The 18,511-nt window shown below is 51.9% G+C and carries 16 protein-coding genes, 1 pseudogene and 1 riboswitch; of the genes and pseudogenes, 5 read left to right on the forward strand and 12 right to left on the reverse strand.

Annotation, left to right across the window (positions count from 1 at the left end):
• The 3 genes from KJW29_RS13840 to glpK are packed head-to-tail and all read left to right on the forward strand — an operon-like array spanning position 1 to position 3,285.
• Positions 1-852: a transketolase gene (locus KJW29_RS13840; RefSeq protein ID WP_214630202.1), complete on the forward strand. Its 852-nt coding sequence runs from the start codon at positions 1-3 to the stop codon at positions 850-852.
• Positions 845-1,792, forward strand: a complete 948-nt coding sequence (locus KJW29_RS13845) for a transketolase family protein (protein ID WP_214630203.1) — start codon at positions 845-847, stop codon at positions 1,790-1,792. Before KJW29_RS13840 ends, KJW29_RS13845 begins: the two co-directional genes overlap by 8 nt.
• On the forward strand, positions 1,789-3,285 hold the full coding sequence (gene glpK, locus KJW29_RS13850; protein WP_214630204.1) for a glycerol kinase GlpK: 1,497 nt from the start codon (positions 1,789-1,791) through the stop codon (positions 3,283-3,285). Before KJW29_RS13845 ends, glpK begins: the two co-directional genes overlap by 4 nt.
• A 558-nt stretch (positions 3,286-3,843) precedes the next feature.
• Here glpK and KJW29_RS13855 read toward each other — a convergent pair.
• Both KJW29_RS13855 and KJW29_RS13860 read right to left on the reverse strand, forming a co-directional pair.
• Entirely contained in the window at positions 3,844-4,626 is a 783-nt protein-coding gene (locus KJW29_RS13855; protein WP_214630205.1) for a sensor domain-containing protein, read from the reverse strand.
• 127 nt (positions 4,627-4,753) lie between these two features.
• The gene (locus KJW29_RS13860; protein ID WP_214630206.1) at positions 4,754-6,850 is read right to left on the reverse strand and encodes a TerD family protein; all 2,097 of its coding nucleotides are present in this window, start codon (positions 6,848-6,850) and stop codon (positions 4,754-4,756) included.
• Positions 6,851-7,111: 261 nt separating this feature from the next.
• Here KJW29_RS13860 and KJW29_RS13865 point away from each other — a divergent pair, with 261 nt between their 5' ends.
• The gene (locus KJW29_RS13865) at positions 7,112-8,080 is read left to right on the forward strand and encodes an arsenic resistance protein (protein ID WP_214630207.1); all 969 of its coding nucleotides are present in this window, start codon (positions 7,112-7,114) and stop codon (positions 8,078-8,080) included.
• A gap of 5 nt (positions 8,081-8,085) precedes the next feature.
• On the opposite strand, the gene KJW29_RS13870 is transcribed toward KJW29_RS13865, so the two are convergent.
• The 10 genes and pseudogenes from KJW29_RS13870 to KJW29_RS13915 all read right to left on the reverse strand — a co-directional run bounded on the left by KJW29_RS13870 (position 8,086) and on the right by KJW29_RS13915 (position 17,899).
• Entirely contained in the window at positions 8,086-8,934 is an 849-nt protein-coding gene (locus KJW29_RS13870) for a bifunctional 5,10-methylenetetrahydrofolate dehydrogenase/5,10-methenyltetrahydrofolate cyclohydrolase (RefSeq protein WP_214630208.1), read from the reverse strand.
• A gap of 56 nt (positions 8,935-8,990) precedes the next feature.
• A riboswitch (ZMP/ZTP riboswitch) is annotated at positions 8,991-9,070 on the reverse strand.
• Positions 9,071-9,160: 90 nt separating this feature from the next.
• Entirely contained in the window at positions 9,161-10,231 is a 1,071-nt protein-coding gene (locus KJW29_RS13875) for an NAD(P)H-dependent flavin oxidoreductase (RefSeq protein ID WP_214630209.1), read from the reverse strand.
• A 15-nt stretch (positions 10,232-10,246) separates the two neighbouring features.
• Positions 10,247-10,618 (reverse strand): iron chaperone, encoded by a 372-nt coding sequence (locus tag KJW29_RS13880; protein ID WP_214630210.1) that lies wholly within the window; start codon positions 10,616-10,618, stop codon positions 10,247-10,249.
• Between the two features lie 567 nt (positions 10,619-11,185).
• Positions 11,186-12,055: a YitT family protein gene (locus KJW29_RS13885; protein ID WP_108993284.1), complete on the reverse strand. Its 870-nt coding sequence runs from the start codon at positions 12,053-12,055 to the stop codon at positions 11,186-11,188.
• A gap of 153 nt (positions 12,056-12,208) precedes the next feature.
• On the reverse strand, positions 12,209-12,598 hold the full coding sequence (gene mnhG / locus KJW29_RS13890; RefSeq protein ID WP_214631133.1) for a monovalent cation/H(+) antiporter subunit G: 390 nt from the start codon (positions 12,596-12,598) through the stop codon (positions 12,209-12,211).
• Entirely contained in the window at positions 12,582-12,875 is a 294-nt protein-coding gene (locus KJW29_RS13895) for a Na(+)/H(+) antiporter subunit F1 (protein WP_214630211.1), read from the reverse strand. The genes mnhG and KJW29_RS13895 overlap by 17 nt, the downstream gene beginning before the upstream one ends.
• Positions 12,872-13,192: pseudogene (locus KJW29_RS13900) on the reverse strand (Na+/H+ antiporter subunit E); the annotation flags it as partial. The pseudogene KJW29_RS13900 and the gene KJW29_RS13895, both read right to left, overlap by 4 nt.
• Positions 13,193-13,213: 21 nt before the next feature.
• Positions 13,214-14,692, reverse strand: a complete 1,479-nt coding sequence (locus tag KJW29_RS13905) for a Na+/H+ antiporter subunit D (RefSeq protein WP_214630213.1) — start codon at positions 14,690-14,692, stop codon at positions 13,214-13,216.
• Positions 14,685-15,023 (reverse strand): Na(+)/H(+) antiporter subunit C, encoded by a 339-nt coding sequence (locus KJW29_RS13910; protein ID WP_087572781.1) that lies wholly within the window; start codon positions 15,021-15,023, stop codon positions 14,685-14,687. The genes KJW29_RS13905 and KJW29_RS13910 overlap by 8 nt, the downstream gene beginning before the upstream one ends.
• 2 nt (positions 15,024-15,025) lie before the next feature.
• On the reverse strand, positions 15,026-17,899 hold the full coding sequence (locus KJW29_RS13915) for a Na+/H+ antiporter subunit A (RefSeq protein ID WP_214630214.1): 2,874 nt from the start codon (positions 17,897-17,899) through the stop codon (positions 15,026-15,028).
• 387 nt (positions 17,900-18,286) lie between these two features.
• Here KJW29_RS13915 and KJW29_RS13920 point away from each other — a divergent pair, with 387 nt between their 5' ends.
• Positions 18,287-18,511, forward strand: a complete 225-nt coding sequence (locus KJW29_RS13920; RefSeq protein ID WP_214630215.1) for a hypothetical protein — start codon at positions 18,287-18,289, stop codon at positions 18,509-18,511.

Raw genomic sequence — 18,511 nt, forward strand, 5'->3', positions numbered from 1 at the left:
ATGGATATTCATCACCTGCAATTAAAAGCCGTTCAAATCCGAATGGACCTGCTTCGCATGATCCATAAGGCAAAGAGCGGACATACCGGCGGCTCGCTCAGCAATACCGATATTGTTACCGCGCTTTATTATCGCGTCATGAACATCGCACCAAGGCGGCCGAAGGATCCCGACCGCGACCGTTTTATCGCCAGCAAGGGCCATGCCGTCGAATCGTTATGGTGCATTCTCGCCGACCTCGGCTTCTTCCCCAAAGAAGAACTGGATACGTTCGGACAATTCGGAACAAGGTTAATCGGTCACCCCAACAATAAGGTGCCCGGCATCGAGATGAACACGGGAGCGCTGGGGCATGGTCTCGCGATCTCGGTTGGCATGGCGCTTGCGGCCAAGAGGGACAACAAACGTTATCGCGTCTACTGCCTGATGGGCGACGGAGAGCAAGCCGAGGGCTCCGTATGGGAAGCAGCGATGGCCGGCGCGCACTATAAGCTCGACAATTTGATCGGCATCGTCGACCGCAATCGCTTGCAAATAAGCGGCACAACGGAAAACGTCATGGGACTTGACCCGCTGGACGAGAAGTGGGCCGCCTTCGGCTGGAACGTCGTTGCCTTGGACGGCAACGATATGGGCGCTCTCGTAGAGGCGTTGGAAGCCGCGCCTGCCGCTCCCGGCAAACCGACGCTCATACTTGCCGATACCGTTAAAGGCAAAGGAATCTCCTTCGCCGAAAACGTCCCGCATTGGCATCACCATGTACCGAGCACCGAAGAACTGGACCGGGCTCTGGCCGAATTGTCGGCCGAACAGGCCAGGTTGACGAAGAGAGGAGCTGAGCAACATGGCTAACACGATCGCCAATCGGCAGATCATCTGCGAAACCTTGCTCGACATCGCCCAAGAAGACAAAACCGTAATGGTGCTCGCAAGCGACTCCCGGGGCTCCGCGGCTATGGGGCCGTTCGCGGATGCCTATCCGGAGCAATTCGTCGAGGTCGGCATCGCGGAGCAGAACATCGTCGGCATTGCCGCCGGACTTGCCCATAGCGGCAAGAAACCTTTTGTCGCCTCGCCCGCCTGTTTTCTCAGCATGAGAAGCATCGAGCAGATCAAAGTCGACGTCGCCTATTCAGGCACCAACGTCAAGCTTGTCGGCATTAGCGGCGGCATTAGCTACGGCGCGCTTGGCATGTCGCATCATTCGGTTCAGGATCTGGCCGTCATGCGCGCCATTCCGGGCATAACCGTTCTTATGCCTGCGGATCGACATGAGACCAAACGGATGACGGAAGCGCTCGTCGCCCATGAGGGCGGCGCTTATATCCGAATCGGACGCAATCCCGTCGAGGATGTCTATGCATCCGGGGATTACGAGTTCGAAATCGGCAAAGCCGTTACTCTGCTGGAGGGCTCCGACTTGACGATGATCGCCTCCGGCGAAACGGTAAGGATAGCGCTGGATTCCGCCAATGTCTTGCGGGAGGAGGGAATTTCCTGTCGGGTACTCAACATGCATACGATCAAACCGCTGGACAACGAGGCTGTTCTGCGGGCCGCTCGCGAGACCGGACGTATAATTACCGCCGAAGAGCATAGCGTCCACGGAGGTCTCGGAGCAGCGGTCGCGGAGCTTGTCGGGCAGCATTGTCCAGTTCCGCTCAAAATTATCGGCATTCCCGACGAACCTGCGATCGCGGGCAAAACGGCCGAAGTATTCTCGCATTACGGCATCAGCGTCAAGGGACTGCGACGATCGGCTTTACAATTGCTGGGGCGGCAGGAGTCATGAGCGAGGCTTATCTTTTAACAATCGACCAGAGCACTTCGGGAACGAAAGCGCTCGTCGTATCGGGCAGCGGACAAATTCTGTCCTCCAGTTCGATGCCGCATCAGCAATTTTATCCCTCGCCCGGATGGGTAGAGCATGATGCGGCCGAAATTTACGGAAATGTGCTCTTGTGCGCTGGAGCTGCCATCGACAAAGCGGGGATCGGCTCGGAGCAGCTCTCCGCATTAACCATAACGAATCAGCGGGAGACCGCCCTGATCTGGGATAAAACGACGGGGGAACCCGTCGGACCGGCGATCGTATGGCAATGCCAGCGAACCTATGAGATGTGCGAGAAGCTAAAAGACTCTGGCTTCGAGCCAACCGTTCAAGCCAAATCCGGCTTGTTGCTCGATCCTTATTTCTCGGCAGCCAAATGGCGGTGGCTATTGGATCATACCCCCTGCGCGGACGGTAAGCTGGCGAAAGGCGATTGGCTTGCCGGCACGATGGACAGCTGGCTGCTCTGGAAGCTCTCGGGCGGAAAGGTTCACGCGACCGATTATACCAACGCCAGCCGAACCTCCCTGTTTAATATCCATACCTTTCAATGGGATCAAGAGCTCTGCCGCTTATTCGGCATTCCTCGCGAGCTCCTTCCCGAGACAAAGCCCTCCGACATGATATACGGGTATACCCGCGGGGCAACGCCGCTCGTCGACGGCATTCCGATCGCCGGCGTCATCGGCGACTCGCAGGCCGCTTTGTTCGGGCATTTATGCCTCGAAGAAGGATCGGCCAAAGCAACCTACGGTACGGGCACGTCCGTCCTGATGAATACCGGCTTCAAGCCGTCGGCTTCGAAGCAGGGGTTGGTCCAAGCCATCGCCTGGGGGCAAGGCGGTAAGGTCACTTACGCGGCGGAGGCGATTATCCGAACATCGGGCGACAGCATGAACTGGCTGCGGGATAACCTCGGCTTGTTTCAATCGATTTCCGAGCTTGATGCACTGCTAATGCAGGCTCCCGATAATGAAGGCGTCTACCTCGTTCCGGCCTTCGTCGGTCTTGGCGCTCCTTATTGGCAGCCGGATGCGCGCGCGGCGATTGTAGGGATGAGCCGGGGAACGGGCAAAGCCCATATCGCAAGAGCCGCGCTGGAAAGCATCGCCTATCAAGTCAAAGATGCCATTGACTTGTTGCAGCATGCTACAGCTATCCAACTACGCGAGCTTCGGGTGGATGGCGGGGCATCAAGCAACGGTATCCTTATGCAATTCCAGTCGGATCTCTTGCATATTGAAGTCAAACGAGCAGGCGCAGCCGAATTGTCCGCCCTGGGCTCGGCCTATATGGGCGGGCTCGCGGTGGGCATTTGGTCCTCGCTGGATGACTTGCGCCGTATAGCCGAGCAAGGGACGTCCTTCCTTCCCGCCATGGATCCCGCCGATCGGCAACGGCATTATTCCGGCTGGAAGAAGGCCGTGGAATCCGTTATCGGCAGCCAGCTTTGACGAAAAGGAGCATCAACGCAACATGCGGTGACGCTCCTTTCAGGATCAGAACGACTTACAGAATCGCACGAGTGCGTTATAGATTGGCGCCAAAAAAGGCTAAAAACATTATTCTTGTCTGTTCGATCACCCTTCTTTCGAATAAGAGGAAAAACGCCCTCTATTGGCCCCGTCTGCGCACTTGCATGCCCTTTAGTGGGAAATCCTACCTCTAATCCAGGTCGAATCGCTGGATTCGGTCGGAATCTCCCCCATTAAATGGCGTTTTTCCCTCTAAATCGAGCGGATATCCCGTTTTATCCAGATTAAAGGGAGCTTTTCCCTCTATTTTCTGATGCGGTATACGCTTGGTCTCTCCGCGCACTTGCTGCTACAGGGAGGATACCACGATCTTGAAGTCTCTCGAGGAGGAGCAATCGCGCTTTTTTCAAGAAAAAGGACCTCATCTCCCACTTTACAGTGGAATTTGAGGTCCTTTCACGTATAAATTGGGACGTTCCCATATCCTGCGAACACTTTTGGGACCGCCTCAGCTTTCTCTATTGCGTCTAGTCGTGCTTAGCTCACCGGCGGAATACTGCGTTCGGGATGAAAGGCTCCGATTTCATGGTTTTCCAAGGAGAAAGGGAACTTTCCTCCTTCGTACGCGGATTCGGGGTTAGGACGGCTGACGGGCTCAGGGCCCGAGACGCTAAGAATCCAGGCTGCATACAACCGGCCAAGCCCTCGCATCAGGGGCGGCAATAGCAGCATAAATACCAAGCCGACTCCGCCGGCAACCCACGAGCGCTGGGCGGAGTTCATCTCCCACCCAAACAATTCGTCGAATCTCCAATCGCTTGCGAACAAGTTAAAATCAAACAATCGCATGCTTATTTCGTAAGCTGCCGGCGAGAGCATGACCGCCAGAGCCGTAACGGGCAACACGATGGCGAAGGTGAATGCCGTTATGCCGATTGGCAGCTGCAGGATCCCGAACAGAATACCGCGATACGATCTGCCATCCTTCAGGACGGACAACAGCCATGCCCGCCATCCCTGCTGTTCGCCGGCTGTCGCTTCCGAAGGAGCCGAGGCTTCGGGATATTCCTTTCCTTGCAGCCAGGCAGTCGCGTATCTCATCTCGCCAAGCATGATTGACCGGCAGAAGACCAGCGTTGCCGCCAGCAAAGGCAATCCGATCAAAAATACCGACAACGGCAGGCTTGCGGATAATCCCGCTACGATGATGACAAATGCCGCGATTCCTTTGGGGAGCGACAGGACAAGCATTTTCCACGCTATTAAGGCGCTAGGTTTTCTCATAATGGCAACCACGCTTTCTCGTTTTGTTGCTCTCATTGTAGCCCTTTTCTCTTAATAGAATCCTCCTCCTGACGAACGGAATGTTTGCCGGACTTAGGTCTAGTTCGAGAATCCGAATCGTCGTGCCGTCGCCGATAGCATTTTATTTGCCTTTCATCTCAGTCTACGCCAGATATTCGCTCATGATCTCTTCGATATCGAATGGGGTGACTCCTCCATCGACCGCGAAGATCGACTCCGCCTGCTCCCTGTCATCCACGATTTCGCCTCTAGCCACCGCATGGAGCCGGAACAGATCGTGCAAGTCCGGCTTTCTAAGCCTGCTCATTGCTTGACCCATTAGCGACATCCCCCGTTTGTTTCCCTCTACGTTATTGTTGTAGTCTGGGTGTCTCGTAAGAGCAAGGTCGCTCCAGATAATTACCCGCTCCGCCAAATCCAGAATGACGGGAATCGCAATCGTTGTATTCGCAGTCAAATCGATCTTGTCGACCACCGTAGACGGTTCGAAGATTTCTCCGGAACCCGGCTTCCTGCGTATCATCCACCCCGCAAAACATTCCGGCAAATCGCAAAACGGCTGCGCGGTGAAGGCTTGCAAAGCAGCGACCACGTACCGTCCGCCGTATTCGACGATCGATGGGATATGGAGATCGATAAATTCGCATGCGCCACTAGGAGCAGACACGATATCTCCGCTGTGAACGGCCAGATACTTCGAGGAACGCAGGTTCGTGTAGGAGATATGCTCGATATAGTTCCAATTGCGATCATATAGGACGGCAGACAAATCAATATCGACTCGTCCCGTCGGCTGTCCATCCACTACCCCTTCTTTCCACCAGTTAAAGAAGCGAACGGTATCCCCCTTGGGCATCGGGACACGGCTCCCGCGAACGATCGTACGCAAAGCCTTGCTAGCCGAACGTTGGGAAAACGGAACGAGATACGTGCTTAATCGCTGATCAATGAACGTCTTACCCAGCGGGGGCAGTGCAGAGAAGCGGCTGATCAGTTCATGCTCGCATACGTCTACGATCGACTTGCATACCTCGCCAGGGATCTCGGGGAGCGCGTTAGGGATGACGAACGCTTTGGCTACATTACCTTTCGGAAAAAAAGTTCGCAGTCCGCGGAATTCCGTGCGATGTACGAAATGGCACTTCACCTGCAGCAATACCGGCGTCGAAATCTCATGGACGACTTCCTCAAAGGCGAGTATCACGTAATCCGCGTGTTCCGTCATACGCGTGAGTTGATCCAGCCTTCTGGCGAATTCGCCCGGACGTTGCATCAACAGATCGATCAACGACCAAACTTGCTTCCATTGGAATGCGAGCTCGACGCTGCCGCCATAAGTAGGGAACGGCTTATGATTACGCAGTATATCAAAAGCTTCATGGCACCGAGAGTAACGGTTCTTATATTCGGAAGGATGAAGAATTTCCCCAAGGCGAATCCAGCGTTGCTTAAATCTCAGCATATCTTCCGTAATGGGGTAACATTGTTCCAGCAGGGCGAGCAGCAGCTTTCTTTCCGGGCGCGTGAATTTACGGAATCGGGTTGCTTCGGCCAAGCTTAAATCCCCGTCCGACCAAGCGACGGCCAGCCGTAAAACATCGGTCGCCGTATTTATGTATCGGCCGATCACCTTCGGATCCGCTTTGCGATGCTTGAGAAGCGATCCTGCTACAAATGCGGCATTTTCCTTAAATGGAATTTCGGCAGGTAGAAACTCGCTTAACTCCTCTGCTCCGGCCTGTTGGATCGTTTTGTCGATATCCGTTTTGTCAGTCTCGGAAATCGAGCCCTTGGCTTGCATAAGCTGATGAATCAAAACATAGAATTCTGCCTTCGTTCCCAGATCAATGACTTTAAGGGGGCTCTCCTCCGCTAGCGGTTGCCTGCTCTTACTATCGTACAGGGGAAGATCTAGCGTAAAGTAATGATACAGGGCGTTTAAATACAGGTCCGCCTCGGACTCCTCCATCATTTGCGTGGGAAACCCCGGGTACATCGGCCGATATTCGACTTGGGCTCCAACCATCACCTTCAGTTGAACAATTAACTCGTTATAAAATACGCCAAATGCTTCCGACGGCATTTTGCTCACTTCACTGATTAAGCGGGGCGAGAAGCGATATCCTAGGCTTTCGATATTTTTCGAAGCGGTAGCCAACCACGCCTTGGAGACGGGATCTCCGCTTAGCCTTTCCACCACTACCTTGTTTTTCCGGCGCAAATACATACCATGGATCATCGTTAGCTCACCCCAATTAAAAAATCTTCAGGAAAGCTGCGCCCTAATTCGCCAATTTGAGTTAGAAGGAAGGATCGCAATAGCCTGAAGATCAGAGCCCTTGGCCGAAACGTCTGAGCCCTGATGAATGCATCATCTCATTTTTCCATGGACCCGAACAGGGCAAAAGTATTACGATCCGCTTGATCACCGTTATTTACACCGCAACCCTTTCAAAGCTATACTTACAAAACGATGTATAGAGGGGAAGGAACAGAGACAATGAGTGCACGGGAACAACTGGAGAAAAATCAAGTATGGCTCTATGCGATTATTCTCTTGATTGCAGCTGGAGCAGGTTTGATATGGCCGCAAGCAAGCGGTTATTTAGACCGTTCCATTTCGCTTGTGCTTGCCATCTTAATGTTCGGCATGTTTGCGCAAATACCGTTCCTTCGTCTAAAAGAATCCTTAACGAATCGACAGTTTATTTACGCTCTTTTAATCATGAATTACATAGCCGTTCCCCTCATTGTTTGGGGGTTAACCCGGTTTCTTCCGGCCGACCCGGCCCTTTTATTAGGCGTATTTCTAGTTTTGCTTACACCCTGCATAGATTACGTCATCGTTTTTACGCATCTTGGCCGCGGGGACGAAAAACTTATTCTGGTTGCAACGCCATTGCTTTTTGTTTCTCAAATGATATTGCTGCCCTTTTACCTCTGGGTATTCATGGGAAATCAAACAGCTGAAGTTGTGAGCGTGCAGCCCTTTCTGGAGGCTTTTTTGGGCCTCATCGCGGTCCCTCTGCTCCTTGCTCTTCTAACGCAGCTATGGGCGAAAAGGCAGCCGCGCGGCATCGTATTTCTTGACGCCGCAGCATGGCTGCCGGTTCCTTTTATGGCGCTGACGCTGTTCGTCGTCGTAGCTTCGCAAATCAGCAAACTATACGAATCCATCGATTATATCAGTCAAGCCATTCCCGTCTACGTTGCTTATATGATCATTGTCCCGCTAGTCGCCCGCTTCGTTGCGCGCATCTTCCGGCTGGATGTCGGAGCAGGGAGAGCGCTGATCTTTAGTAGCGGGACACGCAACTCCCTGGTCGTCCTGCCTTTTGCGCTTGCATTGCCCGAACCATTAAACGGGTTGGCGTCGGCCGTAATCGTCACTCAAACCATTGTAGAGCTTGTAGGGGAACTTATTTACATCCGCGTTGTTCCCGGGATTCTGCTCAGAGACAGACACTAGAGCATCTACTTCGTTAAAAACCGTTCAGCCGCTTCGACCGTATGTTTGAGCAATGCAGCAATAGTGACGGGTCCAACGCCAGCCGGAACGGGAGTTATCGCGGAGGCGTTCTCCAGACAAGCTTCGTAATCGACATCTCCGATATTGCCTTTGTTGTAGCCGGCATCGACGACTACGGCTCCCGGCTTGATCCAGTCTCCCTGAACAAAATTCGGCTTGCCGACAGCAGCAACTACGATATCGCCTAAACGAACCAGCCCTGCCAGATTGGCCGTTTTGGAATGACATATTGTCACTGTCGCATTTCTGTTTAGGAGCATAACGGATACCGGTTTCCCAAGGATCGGACTTCTTCCGATTACAACGGCATGTTTTCCTTCAATCGGAATATTGTAGTATTCCAAAATGGCGATGATCGCGGCTGGCGTACACGAAGGAAAATCGGCGAAACCAAAGGCGTTCTGAGCGAATCCTTGCGTGGTTACCCCGTCTACATCTTTCTCTATTCGGATTGCCTCGAATGCAGCCCTTTCGTCAATATGAGGAGGAACGGGATGCTGCAACAAGATGCCATGAACATGGGGATCATCGTTAAGCTTGTTTATTTCCGCAATCAGCTCTTCTGTCGTGGTAGTCGAAGGAAGTTCAACACGGATGGAGCGTATACCAAGTCTGGCGCATGCATTTCCTTTCATTCGGACATAAGTGGCTGACGACGGATCGTCGCCAACCAGAATGGTTGCCAGACACGGGACGATTTCTTTCTCGGAGAGACGTTTGATTTGTTCGACTACTCCCTCCTTCATAGCGGTCGCAACGCGATTACCGTCCAAGATCAACTTTTCTTCTTTCATTTCATCAGCCCTTTCTGCTCCTGTTCAAACATAAAGAGGCAAGGGGATAGTCCCCTTACCTCTGCCCAGGCGTTCGGCCGTATAAAATATGTGCTCCCTCGTGGTACCCCACGTTACGCCAGTCACACATACCCTTCATCTAGCTCCATTATAGTCCGAACTTTCAAACAACTTCAAGCCTTTTGTTTCCTTTATTGCCGGCCGCCAGGACCGGCTGCTGATTCATCTATTGTCTCCCCAGGTTTCGCATAAGAAGGCGCGCTTGCTCCATCGTCTGTTCCACGATTTCTGCTGCCCCGAATTCTTTGGCTAACCGGAGTCCCTGCCCGGCCCAGAGAGACATAAGCTCTGGATTATTGGCTTTGGAAGCCGCCTGGCGAATTTCTCTCGTCATTGCATGCTGAATCGGATAGTCGGGGATTTCCCCTTGATAGGTACGCATATCCTTTATGTAATCCGTCAAAATGCCGCGCGCCGCTTTACCCGAATAAGCGGATGTGACCTCGGTGGCATCTTCGCTGGATGTAAGAATCCTACCTTTGTAGGCGGTATGTGCGCCGCTCTCATGGCTTGCCAAAAAAGCGGTTCCCATCTGCACGGCGGAAGCTCCTAAAACGAGGCTTGCTGCAAGCCCGCGACCATCCATAATGCCTCCCGATGCGATAATCGGAACCGAAACATGATCCGCGATCTGAGGCACCAAAGCCATAGTACCTACCAGAGCGTCGGTCTTACTCGGCAGAAACGTCCCTCGATGTCCTCCCGCTTCGCTTCCTTGCGCCACAATCGCGTCTACTCCGGCGGATTCCAGCTTAATAGCTTCTTCGACTGTCGTTGCCGTGCCGATGACATGAATCCCATGCTGCTTCATGGCTTCCATGATGTCCTGGGACGGTATGCCAAACGTGAAACTAAACACGGGTACATTTTCTCCGATCACGGCTTGCGCTTGCTCCTCGAACGACTCCGAGTACTTGGGGATTGACGGATTGGTCGCAATACCTGCCTCTATGCGATATTTATCAAGATGATGGTTCATTCGAGCAATGGCGTCTGCAGCAGTAGTCGGCTGCGTGGGGACAAACAAGTTGACGCCGAAGGGCCGATCCGTCCTTTGTTTGACTTCCCGAATCGTTTGCCTGATTTGTTCTGGCGAAAGATAACCTGCCCCGATGCTCCCAAGTCCTCCGGCGTTTGATACTGCAGCAACCAAATCCGGGGTCGAGGGACCACCGGCCATTGGCGCTTGCAATATAGGGTATTGAATGGCGAGTCGGCGTGTCAGTTCGGTTTCCATGCTCTTCCTCCCCTACTATTTGCGCCAAAATGTCGTGCAGTCCGCCTTATCATGGATATTAAACTCGATCATTTTCTCTAATAAGTCGTAGTCAAACGGACGGTTCCACTTAAAGCGAACCAGCTCTTTGGTATGATCGTGTCCAGCTTGTACAATTTCATCTGCAAAATAGTTCATGCCTGCCCGCTCAGGCGCAACAGCCATATGCTGTTTGGATACGCTGAAGCCTATAATAAAAGTGTCGTGGTCGGTGAACATCGGCTGATTCCAAGCCAGCTTAGGCACCAGCTCCGGGAACTTCTCCTTCACCCAGGCAAATACCTCTTCCACCCGTGCCCGGTGCTCCGGGTTTCCGATGCCATCCAAATATTCCGCAAATGCTTCCATTTGATGATCCGCTCCTTCAAAAAAGATAAGATACGCTCCTGCGCTTCGAGTCTTCAATCGTATACTGACATATAACTTTGCCGAATTCAACCTCCTATACATGCTTATGTGGTTAAATAAAAGGAAAAACTCCCTTTATTTGAGTGACTTTCCGTTTCTTCGACACGCCAGAGGGAAATTCTCCCTCTAATCCAAGTAGAAAGGAGGACGGACAGCGATTCGGCCTAAATTAGTGGTAGGATTTCCCTCTAAATCCGCAAAATCCGGTATAGAAGCGAGATTAAATGGCGATTTTCCCTCTATTTTATTCATGGCTGACTAGCGCGGTGCGGCACGGCGCGGGCAGCAGCAGCGGCGCAGCACCCACGCTCATCTCACAAAGAATGTCACTCCCACACGCTGCACAAGAGGCGGCGCTGTTACACGTTTCCCACACGCCCTCCACCCATTATCCGTCTCTCCCGCATCTCCCCGCCCGCTCCTTTTTAAAGAAAGAGCGGCCGCGTTGTAAAAGGGACGGAATACAAAAAACACTGACAACGAAGGTCAGTGTTTTCATGGTTGTGCCTAGTGAATGTCCTTTTTCTTAAAGCTGCCGCCTTTAACTTCAGCCACTTCATACACCATGATAAAAGCATTCTCGTCGATTTCGCGAATAATTTCTTTCATCTTCCGTTCTTCCAAGCGGTTGATTACGCAAGTAATTTCTTTGAAATGTTCATTTGTATAGCCGCCTTGCACCATCTTGTACGTAGCCCCCCGGCCCAGTCGATCGCGAATCGCCTCGACCATCATCTCTGGCTGTTTAGTAATGATGGTAAACGTTTTGGCGCCGCTCAAGCCTTCCTCGACGATATGTATGACTTTCGAAGCGATAAAATAGGCAATTCCCGATAGGATAGCCCCTTTTAAACCAAATACTGTCGATACAACGATAAATACGAATACGTTAAGGAACAGGATCATATCGCTTGTTCCGAAAGGCAGCTTACGCGAGAGCAGTACCGCCAGCATATCAATGCCGTCCAGCGCGCCGCCGTTCCTTAGCGCAAGACCCATTCCCAGACCGATGATAATACCGCCGACAACGGTAACAAGCAGCGTATCGCCTTCAACGATCGGCGTAATATGATGCATAAAGAAGGTGCCGGCTGCCAGCGAAGCGATGCCGAGCACGGAATAAATCGCGAAGCTTCTGCCAATCTGCTTATAGCCCAAATAGACAAAAGGTATATTTAGAATCGCAATGAGAAGACCTAAAGGCAGATCGAAGAGCCTTGACCCTACGATACTGAGACCAGTCACGCCTCCATCGGATACGTTGTTCGGAATTAATACGGCTTCAAGGCCGTAGGCTGTAATTAAGGCACCAATTACAACAATAACGCCTCGTAATATAATGTTCCCTACTGCAGTTGTCTTGTTCTCCGTCTTCATTTTTGACCTCATTTCCTATTTTCATATCCTGGCACCATTAAATGTGAATATTTTTACTGTTAAAATTTTAGACATGTACGGAGCTAAAGTCAATTTTTTTATTTTTCAACCGTAATAGAACCACATCCAATGGACGTGGTTCTGGCGGTTAATCTAATTTTTTAATTGCTTTTTTATCTCCTCTATCTCCTGCTGCCTCTCTTGTTTGATCGCTTCTCTGAAATCATCGCGTACGCTTCCCTTCCACAAAGCTACGCCTGATCGGTAAGCAGCCCGCGCGTTAAGATGGCCCGCAACAGGCGAAGTGATAAAAACAAACAAAATACCCAGGAGAAGCTTGATGCTGAAAAAATCATGAATGAACCAAGTGTAAAAAAAGGTGCCGAGCAGAATAAGAAGCACGCCAAGCGTGGCGCTCTTGGTAGCGGCGTGGGAGCGCAAATACACATCCGGCAATCGTATGAGTCCGAACACGCTAATGACCGCGATGACCGCCCCCAAAAGGATCAGGATTCCAAACACAACTTCAATTATTTGTTCCATCATCTCCAGACTCAAGGACAACCCCCCTCTCGATATATCTCGCCATTGCGGTCGTCCCGATAAAGGTTAATATGCCGATAACCAATATGATGTCGAAATACGCGCGAGTCCCCGTCGTTATGCCGAGGACGGCAATCATGGACAGCAATAAAATGCCTATCGTATCCAGCGCCGCAATCCGATCGGCAATAGACGGCCCCTTTAGCAATCGGTACAAGGCTCCCAACATGGCAAGCGATAACAAAATAAGGGAAACCCACAGCAGTGTTGTCGTCATCTCGTTACCTCCATGATGGCGCGTTCGAAAGAACCTTTGATCTGCGCCGCAAGCTCGTCGGGGTCGTTAATGTCCATGGCATGAATGTACAATGTTTTCCCGTCGCCGGATACATCAAGCGTAAGCGTCCCCGGCGTCAAACAGATCAGGATAGACAATAAGGTAATTTCAAAATCGGTCCTTAGCTCCGTATCCAGCTTGATGATACCTGGACGAATGTTGAGCCTGGGGCGCAGCACTTCTCGAAGAACCGTCGCGCTAGACAACAACAGTTCCTTGTTAAACATGGCTATCAACCTTAAGACAGCCCCTGTTTTCCTTATCATTCTCATCATGCTCTACTCCTTCAACACCGCTTGTACATAGCCGGACGGGTCCAGAAGGGTCCGCCCTGCCTCGCTAGCGAATTCATATATCCATTCCGACCCGAAGCCCATCGCAACAACAATAAGCATTAATCCCGCGGTCGGCAGCAACAGACCGGCCTTTCTTGTGTCGGTCGCAGAAGCCGTCGCACGCTCATCGCCCCAGAAAGCCATCATGAATATTCGCATCAAGGAATACAGAACAACAAAGCTTGTCGCCAGCGAAACCGCGGTCAGCAGATAATGCTCGCCTTCCAGACCGCCGCGCACAATGAGCAGCTTCCCTGCGAAGCCGCTAAGAGGCGGAATGCCCGCAACAGCTAATATAGTCGCGAAGAACATCCATCCGAGCAGCGCGTTGCGCCGCATCAGTCCGCCCATCTCGGAGAGCTTGCCCGTCCCCGCCGCACGAATAATTAACCCGCCGAGCAACAACAGCAGCGCTTTGGCTATCATATCGTGCAGCAGATAGACAACAACGCCTTCCAATGAGTCGCGGTTCGCCGCGGCAAGCCCGAAAGCGATAAAGCCCACGCTTATAACAATATTGTAATTCAAGATGCGCGGGATATCCTTGTAAGCCAGCGCCCCGAACGCCCCTAGAACCATCGTTGCGCCCGCCATCCAGCCGATCCAGACATGCGTCACCTCCGGCATGCCGCCGAAGACCAAAGTAAAGGTGCGCACGAGCGCATACAACCCCACCTTGGTCAACAACGCGCCGAACAGAGCCGTAACCGCAGTCGGCGGCGCGCTGTAGGCGCCCGGCAGCCAAAAATAAAGGAGAAGGCCCGCCTTCAGCGAGAACACGATCAGGAACAACAGCGCTATGACGTTGAGGATGCCTCCTTGTCCGGCTTCCGCCACCTTAAGGAACAGGTCGGCCATATTAAGCGCCCCTGTCACGCCGTACAAATAAGCTACGGCTGCCACGAACAGGGCCGAGGATACGACATTAATGATGACATACTTGAGCGTCTCCCGGAGTTGTAGCCTCGTCCCTCCTAACACGATAAGCGCATAAGAGGAGATTAACATCACTTCGAAGCAAACAAAAAGGTTAAAGATGTCGCCCGTCAGGAATGATCCGTTGACGCCAACGAGCAGAAATTGCAAAAGCGGATAATAAAAATAGCTCTCTCTCTCTTCTCCTATGCTGCCCATTGAGAAAAATACGATAAACGAGCCGACGACCGTCGTTGCCAGCACAAGCAGCGCGGCCAGCATATCTCCGACAAAAGCAATGCCATAAGGCGGTGCCCAGCCGCTCATATACAGGATTTGAACGCCGTCCTTTTTGACATGAATGACGATTGATACGGCGATAGCGACGCCCGCGAGGCTGCTTGCCCCGCTTAACCAACGCTGCAACAAAATACTTCGCCGCATAAAGACAAGCAGAACCGAAGTAAACAGCGGGACGAGCAGCGGCAGTACAAGCAAGTTATTCATTCTCGTTCCCCCTTAGCTCTTCCATGTCATCCGTACCCAGCTTTTTGTATGCCTTATACGCAAGGACTAGCAGGAACGAAGTGACTCCGAAGCTGATGACGATTGACGTTAGGATCAACGCCTGCGGCAAGGGATCTACGTAAGCTTCCGCTTTCTCGTCAAGCAGCGGCGGCGCCCCGGTCTTAAGACGCGACATCGTCAGCAGCAGCAGATGTACGCCATGCGACAGGAAGGAAGACCCCAGCACGATACGGAGCAGACTCTTGGACAGGATAAGATAAATGCCGACCGTAAATAACACGCCGATCGCGAGTGACATATACAATTCCATCGCTACTTATCCCTCCCGATCGTAAACAAGATGGTCGACGCTACGCCAATAACGGTCAGATAGACGCCCAGATCGAACAGCGTTGCCGTCGCCAGCTCCAGCTCTCCAAGGAGCGGGATGTCGAAATAGCCGAATGTATGGCTTAGAAACGGCACATTTGCCAGGAAGCTGCCGGTTCCGGTTAATAATGCAATCAGAATGCCGATTGCCGTAAGTCGTTTGAAGTCCACGCGAACGATGCGCGCGATCTTATCCACGCCATTGGTAATAGCCAACAGCAGAAGCGCTGCCGAAGCCATCAAACCTCCGATAAATCCGCCTCCCGAATGATGATGCCCCATATAAAACAGATACATGGAGTAGATCAGGACGAGGACTACCACCAGCTTGGCAACCGTGCGCAGGATAACGTCATTGCTTCGAATACCGGCATACACATCGTATTTCATACCGTCATGCCCAAGCGGTCTATCGTTCTCGTCTTCCTTCACCTTTAGCCTGATCAGCGCATAGATGCCGTAGGACGCAATGCCAAGCACGACAATTTCCAGCATCGTGTCAAAGCCCCGAAAGTCGACGAGTATCACATTGACGATATTTTTCCCGCCGGCAAGCTTATAGCTGTTCTCGATAAAATAATCGGAGATCGATTCGAACTTTCGGCTGCCGCTTGCGCTTAGCGCAATTAGCGTCATGACCGCGCCAACGCTGACGGCGATCAACAGATTCCATAATTTAAACGGCAGTCTGACAAGCTCCTTCTTGAGCTTCGGCAGGTGATAGAAACATAACAGGAAGAGAGCCACGGATACCGTCTCCACGATTAACTGGGTCAACGCCAGATCCGGCGCCCGAAAGATGACGAAAAATAACGTTACCATATACCCTGCCATCCCCGTCAGAATGATAGCCATCAGCCTTGAGTTCGCGAACGGAACGGCTATAGCGGACAGAACAAGCGCTCCAATGACGACCGCTTCATAGAAGGAGGTTGTCGCCATTCCTTCCGTGTTCAGCGCAAATGCTCCCTCGAGCCACATGGTCAATCCCAAAGACAGCACAAGGAACAAGAAGATATAGATTAAATAATGACGAACGGAGCCCGTCATATACAGACGGGTCAATCGCCCGGCAACATTGTCCAGCAGGCGTTGCCCGTCATCGTAAGCGCCGCTCAGCGAGACCCGATTGGTGAGTGGCTTGCTTACCCATGCGGCTCGTCGCTGCAGAATAAATATTGCAGTACCGACGATAGCGACGCCAATGGTCATATACAACTCCGTATTCCAGCCATGCCACATATCAATGGAAACCATAAACTGTTCCTGCGGCTGAAGACCGGTGAAATGAATCGCCGCCATTGCGGGTTCAATCAGCGTATGGGATAACAGATTCGGGAACAGGCCGAACACAACGACAAGCGATGCCAGGACGAGCGGCGGTATCAGCATGCCGAGCGGAGCTTCATGGGGCTTCTTCTCGAGCTTCTCGAACTGCGCTTTCCCGCTAAACGTTCGGAACACAAGCAGCAGGCTGTAGGCAAACGTGAATACGCTGGCGACCCATGCCACGATCGGAAACAGGGAACCCCACAATTGCATGCTGGCGAACGACAGCTCGCGGATTTGCAGCAGCGCCGTAAAGAACATCTCCTTGCTGAGGAAGCCGCCGAATGGCGGTATGCCTGCCATCGAGAAGGCGCCAAGCAGCGTGATCGTGAAGGTAATCGGCATAACCGCCATCAGTCCGCCAAGCTTCCGGATGTCGCGCGTACCCGTCTCGTGATCGACGATGCCTACCGCCATAAACAGCGCGCCTTTGAAGACCGCGTGGTTGATAAGGTGGAAAATCGCGGCCGTCGTCGCTTTGGCGAAGAACAGGTATTGGCTGGTGCCCGGATAAAATGCCGCGGCCGAGCCCATCCCGAGCAAACTCATAATGAGACCAAGCTGGCTAATCGTCGAGAAGGCAAGCAATGCCTTCAGATCCGTTTGCTTGATCGCCCGATAGGAACCATATATCAACGTAAGAAGCCCTACGCCGGATACCATCCATAGCCAGACGGCATGTCCGGAGAAAACCGGGCTAAGGCGGGCAACCAAATAGATGCCGGCCTTGACCATGGTCGCGGAATGCAAGTAGGCGCTGACAGGCGTCGGCGCTTCCATGGCATCCGGCAGCCAAATATGGAACGGGAACTGGGCCGACTTCGTAAATGCGCCTGCCAGAACGAGCAGCATGGCCGTTACGAACAACTTGTGTTCCGCCAATTGCGGTATGGTCTCCAGCAATTCCCGAATACTGAACGTACCCGACATCACATACAGAAGCGCGAAACCTGCAAACATCGCAAGACCGCCGCAAACGGTAACGACCATGGACTTAAGCGCGCCGTACCGCGAACGCTCCCGTCGATCCCAGAAGGCGATCAGGAGAAATGAAGAGATGCTCGTCAACTCCCAGAAGGCGTAGAGCACCATCAGGTTATCGGACAACACAAGTCCGAACATCGCTCCCATAAACAACATCAGATAAACATAAAAGTACGATAATTTCTCCTTGCTCTTATCCAGATAATAAATGGAATACAACAGAACCAATGAACCGATTCCTGCTATTAATAAGCCGAACAGCAAGCTAAGTCCATCCACATAAACGTCGAATCCAATGCCGAGCGAAGGAATCCATGGAAGGGAGCCGCTTATCTCGCTGCCGTTTTCTATGCTTGGGATCATAGACAACAGGAGAACGAATATCGCAATCGGCAGGGGCAGCACGAACCAGCCCGTATGAACTTTCGGTAGTATCTTGTTCGCGATTGGCACAATCAGAGCGAACAAAAAAGGCAAAATAATGACGAAATGAATGACTGACACAATCTATCCCCCTTAATCCTTCTATCTCTAAAGTATGACCATTTCCACCCAGCATCATATCCTCTATTATGGTTGCGAGTATCATGGTTGCCCGCGTATGCCTGAAAAAGCGCAAAAAGAGCCCGCGTTTGGCAGGCTCCTCCGGGTGTTGCATCATATGAAATTTGACCATAAATCTGCCGTTATTATATCCCAGCCCCATCCTTTTTGTCAAAAGCGGAATGAGATTCATGTAGGCAGGGGATTACTGTTATGAGAAACCCTCTATCGAGGTATTTCAGAGATGAGCGACCGCGTTTAGAGGTAGGATTTATCGCCAAATAGAATTTCGGTTTCGAATGCTCGAAAACTTATAAATTCTATTGTGGTGAGAAAGGAGCGATCCCGTTGTCACTGCATGCGAAATGGATGATTTGTTTGCTCATTTTTATTTTTATAGCAGGGGTAGCAGCCTGGTCCAATTATTTGATACAGACGGACCGTCCAAACACGGTGAACCAATCCCCCAAAACCGAAGGTACCTATAGGGAACTAACCACGCCGGAAAACGATATTAGCCTGGTCAACTATAAGCCTCGCGAGTATGTAAAAATTGTTCGGAAAGCTCGGTAA

The organism is Paenibacillus agaridevorans, assembly GCF_018604145.1.
Lineage (GTDB): Bacteria > Bacillota > Bacilli > Paenibacillales > Paenibacillaceae > Pristimantibacillus > Pristimantibacillus agaridevorans.

Excerpts from the sequence above, each read along its gene's own strand:
- KJW29_RS13860 (WP_214630206.1), bottom strand. The coding sequence starts at position 6,850 with ATGATCCATGGTATGTATTTGCGCCGGAAAAACAAGGTAGTGGTGGAA.
- KJW29_RS13875 (WP_214630209.1), bottom strand. The coding sequence starts at position 10,231 with ATGGAAACCGAACTGACACGCCGACTCGCCATTCAATACCCTATATTG.
- KJW29_RS13905 (WP_214630213.1), bottom strand. The coding sequence starts at position 14,692 with ATGAATAACTTGCTTGTACTGCCGCTGCTCGTCCCGCTGTTTACTTCG.
- KJW29_RS13910 (WP_087572781.1), bottom strand. The coding sequence starts at position 15,023 with ATGGAATTGTATATGTCACTCGCGATCGGCGTGTTATTTACGGTCGGC.
- KJW29_RS13870 (WP_214630208.1), bottom strand. The coding sequence starts at position 8,934 with ATGAAAGAAGAAAAGTTGATCTTGGACGGTAATCGCGTTGCGACCGCT.
- KJW29_RS13855 (WP_214630205.1), bottom strand. The coding sequence starts at position 4,626 with ATGAGAGCAACAAAACGAGAAAGCGTGGTTGCCATTATGAGAAAACCT.
- KJW29_RS13845 (WP_214630203.1), top strand. The coding sequence starts at position 845 with ATGGCTAACACGATCGCCAATCGGCAGATCATCTGCGAAACCTTGCTC.
- KJW29_RS13865 (WP_214630207.1), top strand. The coding sequence starts at position 7,112 with ATGAGTGCACGGGAACAACTGGAGAAAAATCAAGTATGGCTCTATGCG.
- KJW29_RS13840 (WP_214630202.1), top strand. The coding sequence starts at position 1 with ATGGATATTCATCACCTGCAATTAAAAGCCGTTCAAATCCGAATGGAC.
- KJW29_RS13895 (WP_214630211.1), bottom strand. The coding sequence starts at position 12,875 with ATGACGACAACACTGCTGTGGGTTTCCCTTATTTTGTTATCGCTTGCC.
- mnhG (WP_214631133.1), bottom strand. The coding sequence starts at position 12,598 with ATGGAACAAATAATTGAAGTTGTGTTTGGAATCCTGATCCTTTTGGGG.
- glpK (WP_214630204.1), top strand. The coding sequence starts at position 1,789 with ATGAGCGAGGCTTATCTTTTAACAATCGACCAGAGCACTTCGGGAACG.
- KJW29_RS13880 (WP_214630210.1), bottom strand. The coding sequence starts at position 10,618 with ATGGAAGCATTTGCGGAATATTTGGATGGCATCGGAAACCCGGAGCAC.
- KJW29_RS13885 (WP_108993284.1), bottom strand. The coding sequence starts at position 12,055 with ATGAAGACGGAGAACAAGACAACTGCAGTAGGGAACATTATATTACGA.